Annotated in this window: 13 protein-coding genes; 10 read left to right on the forward strand and 3 right to left on the reverse strand. The window is 32.9% G+C overall.

Going from position 1 to position 14,837, the window contains the following annotated elements:
- Positions 1–166: 166 nt before the first annotated feature.
- From CDV25_RS02460 to CDV25_RS02505, 10 genes are all read left to right on the forward strand, one after another.
- Entirely contained in the window at positions 167–868 is a 702-nt protein-coding gene (locus tag CDV25_RS02460) for a glycosyltransferase family 2 protein (RefSeq protein WP_108910626.1), read from the forward strand.
- On the forward strand, positions 865–1,482 hold the full coding sequence (locus CDV25_RS02465; protein WP_108910627.1) for a DUF8374 domain-containing protein: 618 nt from the start codon (positions 865–867) through the stop codon (positions 1,480–1,482). Before CDV25_RS02460 ends, CDV25_RS02465 begins: the two co-directional genes overlap by 4 nt.
- Positions 1,479–2,768 carry a glycosyltransferase family 2 protein gene (locus tag CDV25_RS02470; protein WP_108910628.1) on the forward strand — a complete coding sequence of 430 codons (1,290 nt, stop codon included), beginning with the start codon at positions 1,479–1,481 and terminating at the stop codon, positions 2,766–2,768. The genes CDV25_RS02465 and CDV25_RS02470 overlap by 4 nt, the downstream gene beginning before the upstream one ends.
- On the forward strand, positions 2,765–3,472 hold the full coding sequence (locus tag CDV25_RS02475) for an IspD/TarI family cytidylyltransferase (RefSeq protein WP_108910629.1): 708 nt from the start codon (positions 2,765–2,767) through the stop codon (positions 3,470–3,472). Before CDV25_RS02470 ends, CDV25_RS02475 begins: the two co-directional genes overlap by 4 nt.
- A complete protein-coding gene (locus CDV25_RS02480) occupies positions 3,469–4,437 on the forward strand; it encodes an alcohol dehydrogenase catalytic domain-containing protein (protein ID WP_108910630.1) in 969 nt (322 codons plus the stop codon). The genes CDV25_RS02475 and CDV25_RS02480 overlap by 4 nt, the downstream gene beginning before the upstream one ends.
- Positions 4,430–5,095, forward strand: coding sequence for a ribulose-phosphate 3-epimerase (locus CDV25_RS02485; RefSeq protein WP_108910631.1), 666 nt, complete (start codon positions 4,430–4,432; stop codon positions 5,093–5,095). Before CDV25_RS02480 ends, CDV25_RS02485 begins: the two co-directional genes overlap by 8 nt.
- 2 nt (positions 5,096–5,097) lie before the next feature.
- The gene (locus CDV25_RS02490; protein WP_108910632.1) at positions 5,098–7,242 is read left to right on the forward strand and encodes a bifunctional glycosyltransferase/CDP-glycerol:glycerophosphate glycerophosphotransferase; all 2,145 of its coding nucleotides are present in this window, start codon (positions 5,098–5,100) and stop codon (positions 7,240–7,242) included.
- Positions 7,235–8,890, forward strand: coding sequence for a hypothetical protein (locus CDV25_RS02495; protein WP_108910633.1), 1,656 nt, complete (start codon positions 7,235–7,237; stop codon positions 8,888–8,890). Before CDV25_RS02490 ends, CDV25_RS02495 begins: the two co-directional genes overlap by 8 nt.
- A gap of 50 nt (positions 8,891–8,940) precedes the next feature.
- Entirely contained in the window at positions 8,941–9,315 is a 375-nt protein-coding gene (locus CDV25_RS10460; protein WP_239056404.1) for a DUF8374 domain-containing protein, read from the forward strand.
- A 94-nt stretch (positions 9,316–9,409) separates the two neighbouring features.
- Complete coding sequence (locus CDV25_RS02505; RefSeq protein WP_108910634.1) at positions 9,410–9,973, forward strand: hypothetical protein; 564 nt, start codon at positions 9,410–9,412, stop codon at positions 9,971–9,973.
- Here CDV25_RS02505 and nuoN read toward each other — a convergent pair.
- From nuoN to nuoL, 3 genes are read right to left on the reverse strand one after another with little or no spacing between them, the layout of a single operon-like run.
- Positions 9,966–11,444: an NADH-quinone oxidoreductase subunit NuoN gene (gene nuoN / locus CDV25_RS02510; protein WP_108910635.1), complete on the reverse strand. Its 1,479-nt coding sequence runs from the start codon at positions 11,442–11,444 to the stop codon at positions 9,966–9,968. The two genes, CDV25_RS02505 and nuoN, sit on opposite strands and share 8 nt — an antisense overlap.
- Positions 11,428–12,987, reverse strand: coding sequence for an NADH-quinone oxidoreductase subunit M (locus tag CDV25_RS02515; RefSeq protein WP_108910636.1), 1,560 nt, complete (start codon positions 12,985–12,987; stop codon positions 11,428–11,430). The genes nuoN and CDV25_RS02515 overlap by 17 nt, the downstream gene beginning before the upstream one ends.
- A gap of 12 nt (positions 12,988–12,999) precedes the next feature.
- Complete coding sequence (gene nuoL / locus CDV25_RS02520) at positions 13,000–14,835, reverse strand: NADH-quinone oxidoreductase subunit L (RefSeq protein WP_108910637.1); 1,836 nt, start codon at positions 14,833–14,835, stop codon at positions 13,000–13,002.
- Positions 14,836–14,837 lie beyond the last annotated feature (2 nt).

Here is a 14,837-nt window from a genome sequence, read left to right on the forward strand (position 1 = left end):
GATTATAGTTAATAATTTCTTAAACTTCAAGGTAATTAAGATTGAATTCTGCTCTATATTCCACAAAATATCTTACATTCTTAAAAGATTTGATTATTTTTTGAAAAATAGACTAAAAAAGTTTGAAAAGTGCAATTTTCAATAGTTGTTAGAGAGTTATAAATTAATGAAATCTAAAGTTGCCATTATTATTCCTGTTTATAATGTAGAACAATACCTAAGGCAATGCTTAGATTCTCTACTCTCTCAAACCCTTAAAAGCTTACAAATCCTTTGTGTTAATGATGGTTCAACAGATAAAAGCTTAAATATCCTTGAAGAATACGCTAATAAAGATAAACGCATACAAATACTTAATAAAGAAAATGGCGGACAAGGTAGTGCTAGGAATCTAGGTATTGCGTATGTAAATGCAGAATGTGTATATTTTGTGGATTCTGATGATTGGTTAGAAATAGATGCTTTAGAAAAGTTTTATACCCTACTCCAAAAAAGTAATGCGGATATAGTGTTAAGTGGAGCATTAGCCTATGTTGATGATACGCAAAAATTCTTTCCAACAGACTTTTCTAATATTCTCCATAAAACCCCTTATGTTTCTGGCAAAACCTATTGCTACCAACAAATAAAACCTCTTATTTTTACAGGATTTGGAGTGCCTTTTAAATTCTACCGCTACGATTTTTTAAAAACCCTTTTAACTAATGAAAAACTCTATCCAGAAAACAATAAAATGACGGGGGGGGGGGCAACAAACTATTATTCGAAGATGTCTTCCCATCTATCAAGGCTCTATTACTTGCAAAAAGAATTTGCATATTCAAAGAAGACTTATACTACTACCGCATACGAAAGGATTCCACAATGAGAAGCAATTATTCTTGCAATGAGGGAATTTTTGATATTTTTGTAGTGATAAAGCAAGTTGAGCAGTTTTTATTAGCTTATCATATTATGGATGAGCTAAAAAATGAATTTTCTCTGTTTGTGTGTGAATGTATAAACTTCCACCTTAGACGCTGCTCTAAAGTATTCAAAGAAAGGTTTATTCAACAATCCCAAGAGATTATCAATGGATATGATGATTCTTATTTTACAGACCCAAAAACAGAAGCAATGGCAGAGTATATCTTAAAACTTCAAGGCAAAGGTGCTACACAAAGAATAAAAAATCATCTAGCCTATAAACTAGGTCAAGAAATGCTAAAAGCAAAATCTCCCCTAAAGATTCTAAAGCTCCCCTTTACCCTCATTAAAACCATCCAAACCCATAAATTTGAATCTAAAGTTTTAAAAACTCTTTATAAATCCCATCCACAACTTAAACCACCTGCCCTAGAGCATTATGCAGATTATAAAGAAGCATTAAAAGTTAAAGAGCATTTAAGCTATTGCTTAGGAGAGGCTATGCTTAAAAATCCTTTGACTTTTGTGTTTAAAATAGCTTTTATTTATAGGGATTATAAAAGGAAAAGATTATGAAATCCAAAGTTGCCATTATTATTCCTGTTTATAATGTAGAACAATACCTAAGGCAATGCTTAGATTCTCTACTCTCTCAAACCCTTAAAAGCTTACAAATCCTTTGTGTTAATGATGGTTCAACAGATAAAAGCTTAAATATCCTTGAAGAATACGCTAATAAAGATAAACGCATACAAATACTTAATAAAGAAAATGGCGGACAAGGTAGTGCTAGGAATCTAGGTATTGCGTATGTAAATGCAGAATGTGTATATTTTGTGGATTCTGATGATTGGTTAGAAATAGATGCTTTAGAAAAGTTTTATACCCTACTCCAAAAAAGTAATGCGGATATAGTGTTAAGTGGAGCTACCATTTATTACCAACTCTTAGAAAAATATGATACGAAGTTTTTATCCACTTGCTATAATAAGCAAGATGAAGAAATTTGCGATTTTAAAGCCATACAATCTAAGATTTTTACTAGAATTGCACCCTTTTTTAAGTTTTACCGCTTTAGCTTCCTCCAAACACTCTTAGAAAATGGAAAACTCTACCCAGAAAATATACTCTTTGAAGATATACTGCCCCATATCAAATCTTTGCTTTTAGCAAAAAAAATCACCTTTTTAAACCAAAATAAATATTTTTATCGCGTGCGAGAAAATTCTACAATGACAAGCCAATATTCTCGTAATGCAGGCATTTTTGATTCCCTTGTTGCGGTTAAACAAATCGAAGAATTTTTATTAACCCACCATTTAATGGATACCTTAAAAAAAGAATTTTTCATCTTTGTTTGCGAGCATACCCAATACCACTTTAATCGCTGCTCCAAAACATTTAAACCAAGCTTTGCACAAAAGGCTAAAGAATACTTAGCCACCTTTGATAATCCCTATTTTATCGATGAAAAAACACAACCCTATAAAGAAAAAATTTTAAAAACTTTAGATTTAAACAAACCAACAGGTGCTACGCAAAGAATAAAAAATCATCTAGCCTATAAACTAGGTCAAGAAATGCTAAAAGCAAAATCTCCCCTAAAGATTCTAAAGCTCCCCTTTACCCTCATTAAAACCATCCAAACCCATAAATTTGAATCTAAAGTTTTAAAAACTCTTTATAAATCCCATCCACAACTTAAACCACCTGCCCTAGAGCATTATGCAGATTATAAAGAAGCATTAAAAGTTAAAGAGCATTTAAGCTATTGCTTAGGAGAGGCTATGCTTAAAAATCCTTTGACTTTTGTGTTTAAAATAGCTTTTATTTATAGGGATTATAAAAGGAAAAGATTATGAAAATAGCCGTTGTTTTAGCTGGTGGTGTCGGAAAGAGAATGGGAGATGTGAAGCTGCCTAAGCAGTTTTTAGAAATTAATGGCATTGCTACGATTATCTTAACCTTAAAAAATCTCCTAGATTCACAACTTTTTGATTCTTCATATATTGTAATCCATAAAGATTGGAAACAATATCTTGAGGAATTGCTTACAAACTCTTGTGTAAATATCCCTAAAGAAAACATTATTTGTGGTGGAAAAGAGAGAATAGATAGCATAGAAAACGCCCTTGATACTTTAAAAATAAAAAACACCAAAGGGGATGATATAGTGCTTTTTCACGATGCTGTCCGACCTTTTATCACCAAAGAGTTACTCAATAGAGGCTTATTAACAGCCCTTAAATATGATGCTTGTGTCGCCATCACCCCCGTTAAAGATACGATGATTATTGTAGAAGATGAAGTAGCCCTTGCAATGCCTAATCGTTCCTCTTTATTTCACGGACAAGCCCCTGATATATTTAAATTTAGTCTCATTTATGATTGTATCAAGAGCTTAAAACCTGAAGAAAAAGCCACTATCACCGGCACTGCACAAATTTGCCAAACAAAGGGGGTTAAAGTGCATACCTTTTTAGGGGATGAAAGGAATATAAAAATTACAAGCATAATGGATTTATTCTTAGCTAAAGCAATTTATAGAGAGATGTATGAGCAATGAAAGCGTGGGTATTAAAAGGAATTGAGGATATAGAGCAAACCCAAGTGGAGACGCCACTTATCAATAAAGGTGAAGCGTTAGTGAAAATTAGAGCTTGCGGTATTTGCAGCAGTGATTTAGACAGATTCTACAAAGGGGCTTATCACTATCCCCTAATCTTAGGGCACGAAATCGCTGGAGAAGTCATTGAAGTAGCAGAGGATTTAGATAAAAATCTCATCGGCAAAAAGGTGGTGGTATTCCCCCTACTACCTTGCAACAAATGCCAAAATTGCTATAACAAGAATTACGCACAATGTGAAAATTATAACTACTTTGGTTCAAGGAGAGACGGAGGATTTGCAGAGTTTTTATCTGTCCCATTGTGGAATCTTAAGATTTTTGAAAATAGATTTGATTTTCTAAACGCTTCCCTTTGTGAGCCTGCTGCGGTAGCAAAACATACCCTCTCTAAGATTGAGGGAAAAGAGATTTGCATTATAGGATCGGGCGTAATTGGGATTTTAATAGGAATTTGGGCTAAACTTGCGAATTTAGAGGTATTTTTCTTAATTAGAAATAAAGCAAAAGCAAAATTCTTAGAACAATTAGGCTTTGGAGTGATTTTTTCAACAACTAAAAAATTTGACTCTTGCATAGAATGTGTCGGTAGTGAAGAATCCTTGCAATCTTGCATAGAAATTACGAAAAGTAGGGGTAAAATTATCCTTGTAGGTAACCCTAAAGCTGCGATAAATCTACCCCAAAAAGTCTATTGGAATATTTTAAGGGAAGAGTTGCAAATACAAGGGATATGGAATAGTGAGTATCCCAAAGATTGGGATTTTGTTTTAAAAAACCTAGATAAAATCCCCGCACAAAAACTCATTACGCACACCTTTAAATTCCACGAATGCCAAAGGGCTTTTCAAGCACTCTCATCCACTTCTAACTTCCACATAAAGGGGACTTTTATTAATGAGTAAAATTTCTGCTTCTTTAATGTGTTCTAACCCCTACACCCTACAAAGTGATATACAAACTTTAGAAAATACAAAGATTGATTATTTGCATATGGATATTATGGATGGGCATTTTGTCCCCAACTTAGGCTTTAGCATAGATTTCATACAATCCATACGTCAATGCACCTCCTTGCCCTTTGACTTCCATTTAATGGTCGAAAATCCTCTCAAAATCATCCCTAGACTTTCTTTGCAAAAAGGAGATATTGTCTCTATTCATTTTGAAGCAAGTTATTATTTAGAGGATATTATCGCACTCATTAAAAGCTATGAATGTGAGCTTTTTATCGCTCTAAACCCCCAAACTCCGGTATGTATCCTAGAAAATTTACACCATCATATCAATGGTGTAAATTTTCTAACAATAAACCCCGGATTCTCTGGGCAAAAAATCCTGCCTATGGCTATAGAAAAATTTTTATACCTTAAATCCTATCTTTTAAAAAACAATTTAGAACATCTAAATATCGAAGTTGATGGAAATATGAGTTTTGAAAACGCTAAGAAATTTAAAGAAATGGGAGCAGATATTTTTGTCGCTGGCACTTCTAGTATCTTCCCCAACAAAAAATTATCCAAAAAGCAAATCCAAAACTTCCAATCCCTACTAAAGGCGTAAAAATGAAATTCTCTATTATCATTCCTGCATATAATGCACAAAAAACCATTGCTGATACGATACAATCCATCTTAGAGCAAAAAGTAACCCCCGAATATGACTTTGAGATTATTATTATTGATGATGGGAGTAGTGATGATACCTTAAAGGTGTGCGAATATTTCCTACAATTCCATAAAAATATAGAAGTTTATACCCAAGCAAATAATGGATTAACAAAGGCGAGGAATCAAGGTGCTTCAAAGGCGAAGGGTGAAATACTGCTTTTTTTAGATAGTGATGATATGCTACCACCTAACACACTTTGGCATTATTATTTGGTGTTTAGCAACTATGAAGTAGATTTTGTAGCAGGACTTATGGGGTATTATTGGGAGCATAGCAAGTCTTATAGCATAGATAAAAACTACCTAAGAGGTCATAAAGGATTCTTAGATAAATCCCTCTTTATCCCTGTCTTTGCTTATGTAATAAGTGCTAGCACAAAAGCTTACAAAAAAGAATTTCTCACCAGACATAACTTGCGTTTCTTAGATGGGCATCATCTGTGCGAAGATCATTTATGGACTTTATCACTTCTTAAATACACACAAGCGGTATTTTTAATCGATGAAGTCGTTTTGTATTACCGAATGCACGCTAATAACTCTGTGAGTAACTGGAAAAATAGTTATTTAGAAGATATGATAGCGGTGCAAGAGGGAATTTTAAAACTCCAAATGCCTTTAGATTTAAACTCCTATTATGAGCGTTTTTTAAAAAACTTTGATTTTAAAAAGTTCCTTGTAGAACAGGCTATTATAGGGCAAGAGAGGGCTAAACTCCAAGAGTTAGTAGAGCCTTTGCAAAAACTATTAGAAATTATCCCAACCCAATACCAACAAAAATATATGCCAAAATGGTATGCATTCAATGATCATAGCAAGAGTGGAATTTATAAAACCATATTACGCATTAGACGCAATAGAAAGCTTAAAAAAACCTATAAAAAGCTGAAAAACTTTTTTATCAAACCCCTAAAACATCTTTTAGATATGGCTAATGGATTATGGTATAGACGATTGCTTAAGAAATACCAATGCCGCCATAAATTCTTAAAAGTTCTCTACCAAATCTTCTCTTATTTACCCATTACCAAAGCAAAGGTTACTTTCGCTGAATGTATCTATGAAATGAAATATCTAGGGGCTATTAAGGAAACATTAAAAGATTCTAATCTTATTATCACAACCCTAAATTATAGAATAACGTTAAGTGATGATATAAAAAGAATGTATCATTTAGCAAAATCGCCCATTATATTAATCGATAATTACTACCAACCCCTCTTTGGCATTACCACAAGGAAAGAATCCCTTGTATTGCAATGCTGGCACGCTGGAGGACTTTTCAAAAAATTTGGCTGTGATAATGCCGTTAAAGGGAGTAAAGAATACCAATATGAAACCAAAATTCATCAATCCTATTCTTATGCTTTCGTATCTGGAAAAAAGGCAATAGAGGGATATATGAGTGCTTTTAATCTCAAAAGGGAGCAAATCCTACCTTTAGGGAATATTATGGCAGATATTCTTATCAACAAGCAAATAGACCAAAAAGAAGCAAAAGTGATTTTAGGGGTCAATCCTCATAAAAAACTCATTGTCTATGCCCCAACCTTTAGGGACTGGGAAAGACCTGATTTTAATCTTCATTTAGACTTCCAATCTTTTATAGAAAAATATTCTGATAAATACGAGTTTGCACTAAGAATCCACCCAACTACCAAACCTACCATCAACCAACAAGGGATTCATAACTTTTCTTTAAAAGAAGAATGGTTAGTTTTAAATGCTGCTGATGCTCTAATTACAGATTATTCCTCCATTATATTTACTTATGCGTATTTTGGACGCCCTATTTATTTCTACCCCTATGATTATCCAAAATACCTAAGCCAAAAAGGATTTTATGAAGACTATTTGCATTTTGTCCCCGGAGATATTGCCTTTAGTGAAGAGGAGTTATTAAAGCTACTAGAACATATCCCGCCCATAAGTGTAAAAGTGCAGCAACTATGGCAAGACTATATGGGAGAGTGTGATGGTAATACCGCAGAAAAAATAGCGGATTTTATAAAGACGAGGATGGGTATAAACAATGCTTAAAGACTTAGATTATAGAGCAATAAACTTTATAGAAACCACACAGGCAAGTCAAGATTCTTTTACCCACTATTTACACCTTATAAAAGCACAAGAAATTCATACAATCCAACTACTATTTAGCGAAAATATCACAAAAACCATAAAAATTGCCATTAGCTATAACAAAACCCATTATATCCCTCTACAAGAATTTTGTGCTAATGGAAAGCTCCATAGGGTAAAAAACACCTTTAGGGGAAATATTGCTGCTATCAAAGTCAAGATTCTTAAAGGGCGGCTTAGGGATATGCAAAACATAGAAATACTCTCTAAGGCATATAATCGCCTAATCATAGCTGCTAGAAGTGATGGCATAGGGGCTAGAATGATAACCCTACTAAATACTATTTATTTAAGCAATTTGCTTGGGGGACAAACAAAATTTGGCTTTGTTTGGAAAAATGACTTTCTCTCTAATAATCTTAATCCTATGAGGAATAAAAATGAAATAGAAGGGAATAAAATCGCCGGTTTAGGTTTAGAGGGTGAGGAAGCAATCTTCACACAAGAGTTTATCCAACAATTCTCCTATACAAACTCTCTAGGAGTCTATAATGGCTCTTATCCAAAAGGCAATAATCTACAAGAATTTCTGCAACTCTCTATAGAGGCTACCACAACTAAAGATTGCTTTTTTCTAAGTATCCCTACGCCACTTTATGAGATTTTTAAAGAAATTCAAGAATGTGAATACAGGAAGGGCTTAAGAGAGATTTGGGATACTTTAGAATTCACGCCTAAGCTTAAAAATATTATAAATACGGCTAAAAAAATAGCCCTACAAAATCAAGATTTTATCGCTATACACATAAGAAGTGGAGATGTAATTTTTATCCCTGAATACCGCAATAACTTAGATAGAATGTTCGCTCATACATTACCCTTAGAATTAGCCATAGCTTGTATTGAAATGGAACTAAAAGCAAATCATAAAGTCGTATTATTTTCCGATGATTTTTCTTCTATGGAGATTTTGCTTCGATGGTTTAAAAATCACAAGCTTTTATATTCTATCCAATCCTTAATCCCTGCCAATCTTGACCTAAATAATTTAGAAAGAGTATTTTTTGAAATTACTTTTATGTCCTTTGCTGATAAAATCTATACCTCCAAAACCTCTGTTTATGCAAGACTTAGCCATTATATAGGAAATAATAGTGTCTTAATCAATACCTATGAAGTCTTTGATAAACAAACACAATACCAATTATTACAACAATACACTATAACCCCTCATCGATTCCAAAGAGCCTTGAGTAGTTTTTATAAGTTTGTATTAAGTAGAGATTTAAACCTCAATTACACTATTCAACAAACCCATATTAAAGCTTGTATGGAAGCAGATAAAGAAAATTTACTCTATAAAATGCTTTATATAGATTTGCTTTTAGAGACTAAAAGGCATTATCAAGCTAATGAATCTTTAGAGGATATTATTAGCAATCATCACTCAAGCTTTATAACAATGCTTTCGCAGCCAAATCATACCGCACAAAGAGAAAAATACCTAAAAATAAGCCTTGAATATCATAATATTGCAACCATTGCTTCAGCATTAAAGCCTTTCATTCCAGTGCCTAATAAAGTGCCTATCCCCCCAAACCCCTAGGTGCCTCCTCCCGCATTAAATCTCATCTTTCTTATAAACTAGGAGAAGCTTTGATTTTAAACTCTAAAAGTCTATGGGGATATATAAGAATGCCTTATGTATTATCTTATATCAAAGATAAACATAAACAAGAACAAAAAGAATACCAAGAAAAGATAAAAAAGAATCCTAGTTTAAAACTTCCTACCTTAGAATCTTATAGAGATTATAAAGATGCTTTAAAAATAAAAAATACACTTTCTTATCAATTAGGGGAAGCTTTTATTAAAGCTAAGAAACAAAATTTCTTTAAATTTCCTATTCCTTACTTAAAAGCTAATAATGTTAATTATAGTGGGGGGGGGGGCATTCTATGGTTTTATTTTGTTGAATCTAAGAGAATAGTAAGGGAGTGGAGAGGGAGGAGTAAGAAATATTCCCTCTAAAGTCCTATCCTCTACAAATATTCATCCTTAAATTCCTTACTCATTGCAAATTTATGTTAAAATTAGAATTATTCTCCTGTATAAGGACAACACGATGAAAAAAGTATCTTTGATAGCTTTTAGTTCAATATGTTTTTTACTACTAAATGCTTGTTCGCAAAAGCCAAATTTAGCACTTAATGTCAATGTTAATCAATCCTGCAAAGAACCTATTGTTTTTTACCAATTTGACTATATTGCAAAGGGAGAGTTTAACCATTTAAATTTTGAAGAAAGCACGATTAAAAGTCTTTTAAAAACTGCTTTAGAAACAAGTGGTTGCTTTAAAGAAGAAGCGATACTTGATGATAATGTATATTCTTTAGAAGTTCTTTTTGGAAGCATTAATAACCAAAAAACACAAGGCAATTTTCTTAGCTCAAACTCTCACAATGAAACCATTATTGAAGTTAAATTAGCTTTTCATAACCCTAATGAAACAAGAATCTTTAGCGGAAAATCCACCCTTGAAAAGCAAAATACCAAATATCTCAGCATTGGTAAATCCGCTACTTTAACCTCTAATCAAATTCAACAAACACTTACCAACGCAATTAATGTATCTGTGAATGAGGCAATTCAATCTTTTTGGGGCAAGTCTCTAAAGCCCTTTAAATAACTAATAGCCTACTAATAACCCATAAAATTTTATCAACAAAAAATAAAGAAAAGCAAACACCCAAAAGAGCAATCCCCACAATAATTTTCAATGGCAAAGTAGCATTTTGCAAATAGATACTACCATCTTGAATAATAGGTTCTTTTAAAAACATATAGACAATTAACTTTAAATAATAATAAGCAGCAATGGCACTATTAATAGCCATTACAAGTGCTAAAAATAAATAATCATTAGCAAGAGCCGCCCCTATTAAATAGATTTTTCCCCAAAACAATGAAAAGGGTGGAATCCCCGCAAGAGACAACATCAATAACCCCATAATTACTGCCATAAAAGGAGATAATTTGATAAGTCCTGAAAATTTCTCATAAGTGTGATCATAACGCGTATCCCATATTTGCTCTTTTGATCGGGTTATCCAGAGCATTCCAAAAATACCTAAATTAGTAAATAAAAATAAAATCCAATACAAAAACAATGCGCTATAAGCCATATCATTACTAATTAAAATAGCACTAAAGGCAAATCCAGCGTGCGAAATAGAACTATAAGCTAACATTCTTTTCACATCTTTTTGCGTTAAAGCTACGAGATTTGGTAAAGTCATTGTAATAACAATCAAGGCATAAAATACATAATGAACCCACAAAATATCATTAATAAAAAAGTTAAAAATCCTAATTGATACTATTAAAGCTGCAATTTTTGGGGCAATAGACATAAAACCAGCTAAAAAAGCATTAGAACCCTCATAAACATCAGGAGTCCAAGTATGAAAAGGCACCAATGAACATTTAAAACCAAGCGCAACAATAAAAAATGCAATACCCGCTAAGACTAAATAAAAAGGTTCATAATCAGTTTGTTGTAAAACACCAATAATACTACTTAAATCTAAATACCCAGTTGCAGCATATAATAACATTGCTCCATAAGCGAAACAACCCGCAGATAAAGCCCCCATTGTGAAATATTTAATAGCAGCTTCAAAAGCAGTTTTTCTATTATGCATAGCAATGAGTGTATAAAGTGCTAAAGAAGCTACTTCCAAACCTAAGAAAATAACAATTAAATGATCGCTACTCATCATAAATTGCAATCCAGCACATAAAAACAAAAAAAGTGCGTAATATTCCGGATATTCAAATTCGTGAAATTTATTATAATTCAATGTTAGGGGGATAAACAAAATCGCTGCGGTTAATAAAATTATCTGCCCCAAAAGCGACAATCCATCAATTAAAATCAAATCAAAAAAGGCTAAAGAAAAATCAAAATTTAAAAATACAATATACCCTAAATCAAGGATTAAGAACAAAAGAGCAAGTATGGTGTAAAGCTGCTTATTAGAATCTTTAATACATAAATCCACCACCAAAATAATAATTGCACCTACAATGGCAATCAACATTGGCATAATGCTAAAGAAATTTAAACCCTCTAAGGAAATATTAAAAGCTTCCAACATTGACTACCTCCTCTTGAATATTTTGCATATCCTCTTTTGATACCATATTTAAAAACTCCCAATTTTTCTCATCTACCACCCTTAAATGAGCGATATTTAGCATATTCTCCACCCCTTTATTAATAGGCTCTAAAAGCACTTTAGGATAAATTCCAAGCCATATAACAATCACTACAAGCGGCAATAAAGCAATCATCTCCCTCTTATCTAAGTCTTTTAATTTGAAATTCTTTTCATTTTTTAACTCTCCATAAAATACCTTTCTATATAAATGCAACATATAAATCGCACCTACAATGATACTAATTCCAGCAATTCCGGAAATAATAGGAGAAATGGCAAAAAATCCCAAAAGCGATAAAAACTCTCCAACAAACCCCATAGTTAAAGGCAATCCAGCAGATGCCATCATCATAACCCCAAAAATTGCAGCATAATTTGGCATAACTTTTGTTAATCCGCCAAAATCACTAATAAGCTTAGTATGGCGTCTATCATAAATCACACCAACAAGCATAAATAAAGCTCCACTAATAATCCCATGACTTAACATAAAAAATATAGAACCCGCAATCCCTTCAATATTTAAAGAAAAAACTCCTATCATAATAACACCCATATGCGAAATTGAGCTATAAGCGATAACTTGCTTCATATCCTCTTGAGCAAAAGCTACCATAGCCCCATAAACCACCATAATTAACGATAAAATAGCTATAGGGAGCAGAAAAACTACACTCGCATCAGGAAAAAGCGGTAGAGAAAAACGAACAAAGCCATAAGTTCCCATCTTTAACAAAACAGCAGCTAAAATGACCGAACCAATGGTGGGAGCTTGTCCGTGGGCATAAGGCAACCAAGTATGGAAAGGAAACATAGGCACTTTAACAGCCAATCCACAAAAAAATGCTGCAAATAACCAAAGTTGCAAATCACTAGGGATAACTTCTATGCTATACCATTGCAAAAGAGAAAAAGTCCATATACCACTAATTGCATAATAATAATAGGCTAGATATAAAATACCCACTAACATAATCAAAGAACCCAAAAAGGTATAAAGAAAAAACTTCACAGCCGCATAAATTCTACTGCCACTACCCCAAGCACCTATGATATACAACATAGGGATTAAAGAAAGCTCCCAAAAAATATAAAATAAAATCATATCAAGGGCACAAAAAACGCCTATCATAATGCCCTCTAAAAACAACAAAGAAATGACAAGCTTTTTAACTTCGCTTTTTTCATTAAGGTAAATGAAGCCAATAAGACTAATAAAGGCACTCAATAGAATCAAAAATAAGGAGATTCCATCAACTCCTACTATATAATTAACACCAAAACTCTCTATGAGTGGAAAAGCAGTAACAAACTGAAAACTATCCGCTTTAGAATCAAAGCTCATCCAAAGTAGAATCGCTAAAGATAATTCAATAATGCTAACAATAATTGCATAAGCTCTAAGATTATTCCTAATAACAATTGCAAATATAGCCGCTAAAAAAGGAAAGAAAATAAGTAAAGTTAAAAGATAATCCATAGGGCTCTCTCCTTAAGATATAAATATCAATAATAATAAAAGAATTAATCCAAAAAACATTATTCTAAGCATATTAGAAAGATTACCACTTTGAATAACTCTTAACCTAAAACCAGCTCCATTAAGCATATAGGCGATACCATCAACAATAAAATCAATGATTTTTTTATCAATTTGCCACCAAAAAAATCTTGAAATTTTGATAAAACTTTGAATAAAAATCTTTTCATAAAGATAAGGAATATAATATTGATTAAACAAAAGCCTATAAATAAAAGTTTGCTCCCAACAAGGAGAAAAACCGCCTTTGTAATATTTAATAACTGCAAAAACAATCCCCGCTAATGCGACAAAAGAGGTGATAAATATAAGATTCCATACTATTTGGCTATCAAGTTTAGAATCAAAATCTGGTAATGTGTGTGTGATAAAATGATGAAAGAAAGGTTCAAAAAATCCACTAAAAACTGCTAATATACCAAGAGGCAACATTGCATAAAGCATATAAGGATAAGCTTCGTGAGGATGCTCTTGATGTTTTTTCTCCCCAAAGAAAACAAGCATAATCAATCTAAAACTATAAAAAGCTGTTAAAAATGCCCCTAAAAGCAACATACCCCAAAGTATATAAGCTCCACTGCCAAAAGCGGCTTCTAAGATTTTGTCTTTAGAGAAAAAGCCAGAGAAAGGATAAATGCCCGCTAGAGCAATAGAAGCTAATATCATTAAAATTGCTGTGTATTTCAAAGGCTGATATAAAGCCCCCATTTTACTAATATCTAATTTATCATTCATTGCGTGCATAACATTTCCCGCACCCAAAAATAGCAAAGATTTAAAAAATGCGTGGGTTGCCAAATGAAAAAGTGCTATCCAATAAGCCTCTAAACCAGCAGCTACAAACATATACCCTAATTGTGAAAGTGTAGAATAAGCAATAATTCTTTTCAAATCACGATTAACCAAAGCCATACTTGCCGCAAAAACCGCTACAAACGCTCCTAAAGAAGCGATAACAAATCCAACTTCTGGAATCATTACATAAAGAGGATTTGCTCTAATAACTAAATAAACCCCCGCTGTTACCATAGTCGCTGCGTGAATAAGTGCCGAAACAGGCGTTGGACCCTCCATCGCATCAGCTAACCAAGTATGTAAGGGAAATTGCGCACTTTTTCCCATAGCTCCTATAAACAATAAAATACCAATAGCTACCAAAATCCCCTTAGGTGCTTCATAAATATTATTAAATACTTCCTCATAAGTTAAGCTTCCAAAAGTCCAATAGATTAAAAATATGCCAAGCAACATTCCTAAATCCGCTATACGATTCATAATAAAAGCCTCATTAGCGGCAAAACTAACACTATCCCTTTGATACCAAAACCCAATTAACATCCAAGAACATAACCCAACACCTTCCCAACCAATGAATAAACCAGCAAAATTATCACTAACTACCAAAATAAGCATAGAAAACACAAAAGCACTTAAATAAATAAAAAAGCGATTAAAACTTTTATCGTGTTTCATATAACCTATCGCATAAATATGCACACACAAAGACACTAAGGTTACAACTATCATCATTGTAGCAGTTACTCCATCAACTAAAAAGCCAAAAGGGATATAAAGCCCCCCTGCACCAATCCAATCCATTAAAACGGATTTTAAGATTCCATTTTGAAAAGTATAAACAAAAAGAAATAAGGAAGAAAGAAAAGAAACCCCAATCATTAAAGAAGCAAAAATAGCGACACTTAAAACTTTTTCTCTTGTAGCAAAAGGTATCCCAAACACTGAACCAACCAATGGAGCAAATAAAGCACTATACAAAAAAGCTTCCATTC

This window comes from Helicobacter apodemus, assembly GCF_003097575.1.
In the GTDB taxonomy this organism is placed as follows: Bacteria; Campylobacterota; Campylobacteria; order Campylobacterales; family Helicobacteraceae; genus Helicobacter_D; species Helicobacter_D apodemus.

Bases quoted from the DNA above. Each gene is read 5' to 3' on its own strand.
- CDV25_RS02515 (WP_108910636.1), bottom strand. From the start codon at position 12,987: ATGGATTATCTTTTAACTTTACTTATTTTCTTTCCTTTTTTAGCGGCT.
- nuoL (WP_108910637.1), bottom strand. From the start codon at position 14,835: ATGGAAGCTTTTTTGTATAGTGCTTTATTTGCTCCATTGGTTGGTTCA.
- CDV25_RS02485 (WP_108910631.1), top strand. From the start codon at position 4,430: ATGAGTAAAATTTCTGCTTCTTTAATGTGTTCTAACCCCTACACCCTA.
- CDV25_RS02505 (WP_108910634.1), top strand. From the start codon at position 9,410: ATGAAAAAAGTATCTTTGATAGCTTTTAGTTCAATATGTTTTTTACTA.
- CDV25_RS02470 (WP_108910628.1), top strand. From the start codon at position 1,479: ATGAAATCCAAAGTTGCCATTATTATTCCTGTTTATAATGTAGAACAA.
- CDV25_RS02465 (WP_108910627.1), top strand. From the start codon at position 865: ATGAGAAGCAATTATTCTTGCAATGAGGGAATTTTTGATATTTTTGTA.
- CDV25_RS02490 (WP_108910632.1), top strand. From the start codon at position 5,098: ATGAAATTCTCTATTATCATTCCTGCATATAATGCACAAAAAACCATT.
- CDV25_RS02480 (WP_108910630.1), top strand. From the start codon at position 3,469: ATGAAAGCGTGGGTATTAAAAGGAATTGAGGATATAGAGCAAACCCAA.
- CDV25_RS02460 (WP_108910626.1), top strand. From the start codon at position 167: ATGAAATCTAAAGTTGCCATTATTATTCCTGTTTATAATGTAGAACAA.
- CDV25_RS02495 (WP_108910633.1), top strand. From the start codon at position 7,235: ATGCTTAAAGACTTAGATTATAGAGCAATAAACTTTATAGAAACCACA.
- nuoN (WP_108910635.1), bottom strand. From the start codon at position 11,444: ATGTTGGAAGCTTTTAATATTTCCTTAGAGGGTTTAAATTTCTTTAGC.
- CDV25_RS02475 (WP_108910629.1), top strand. From the start codon at position 2,765: ATGAAAATAGCCGTTGTTTTAGCTGGTGGTGTCGGAAAGAGAATGGGA.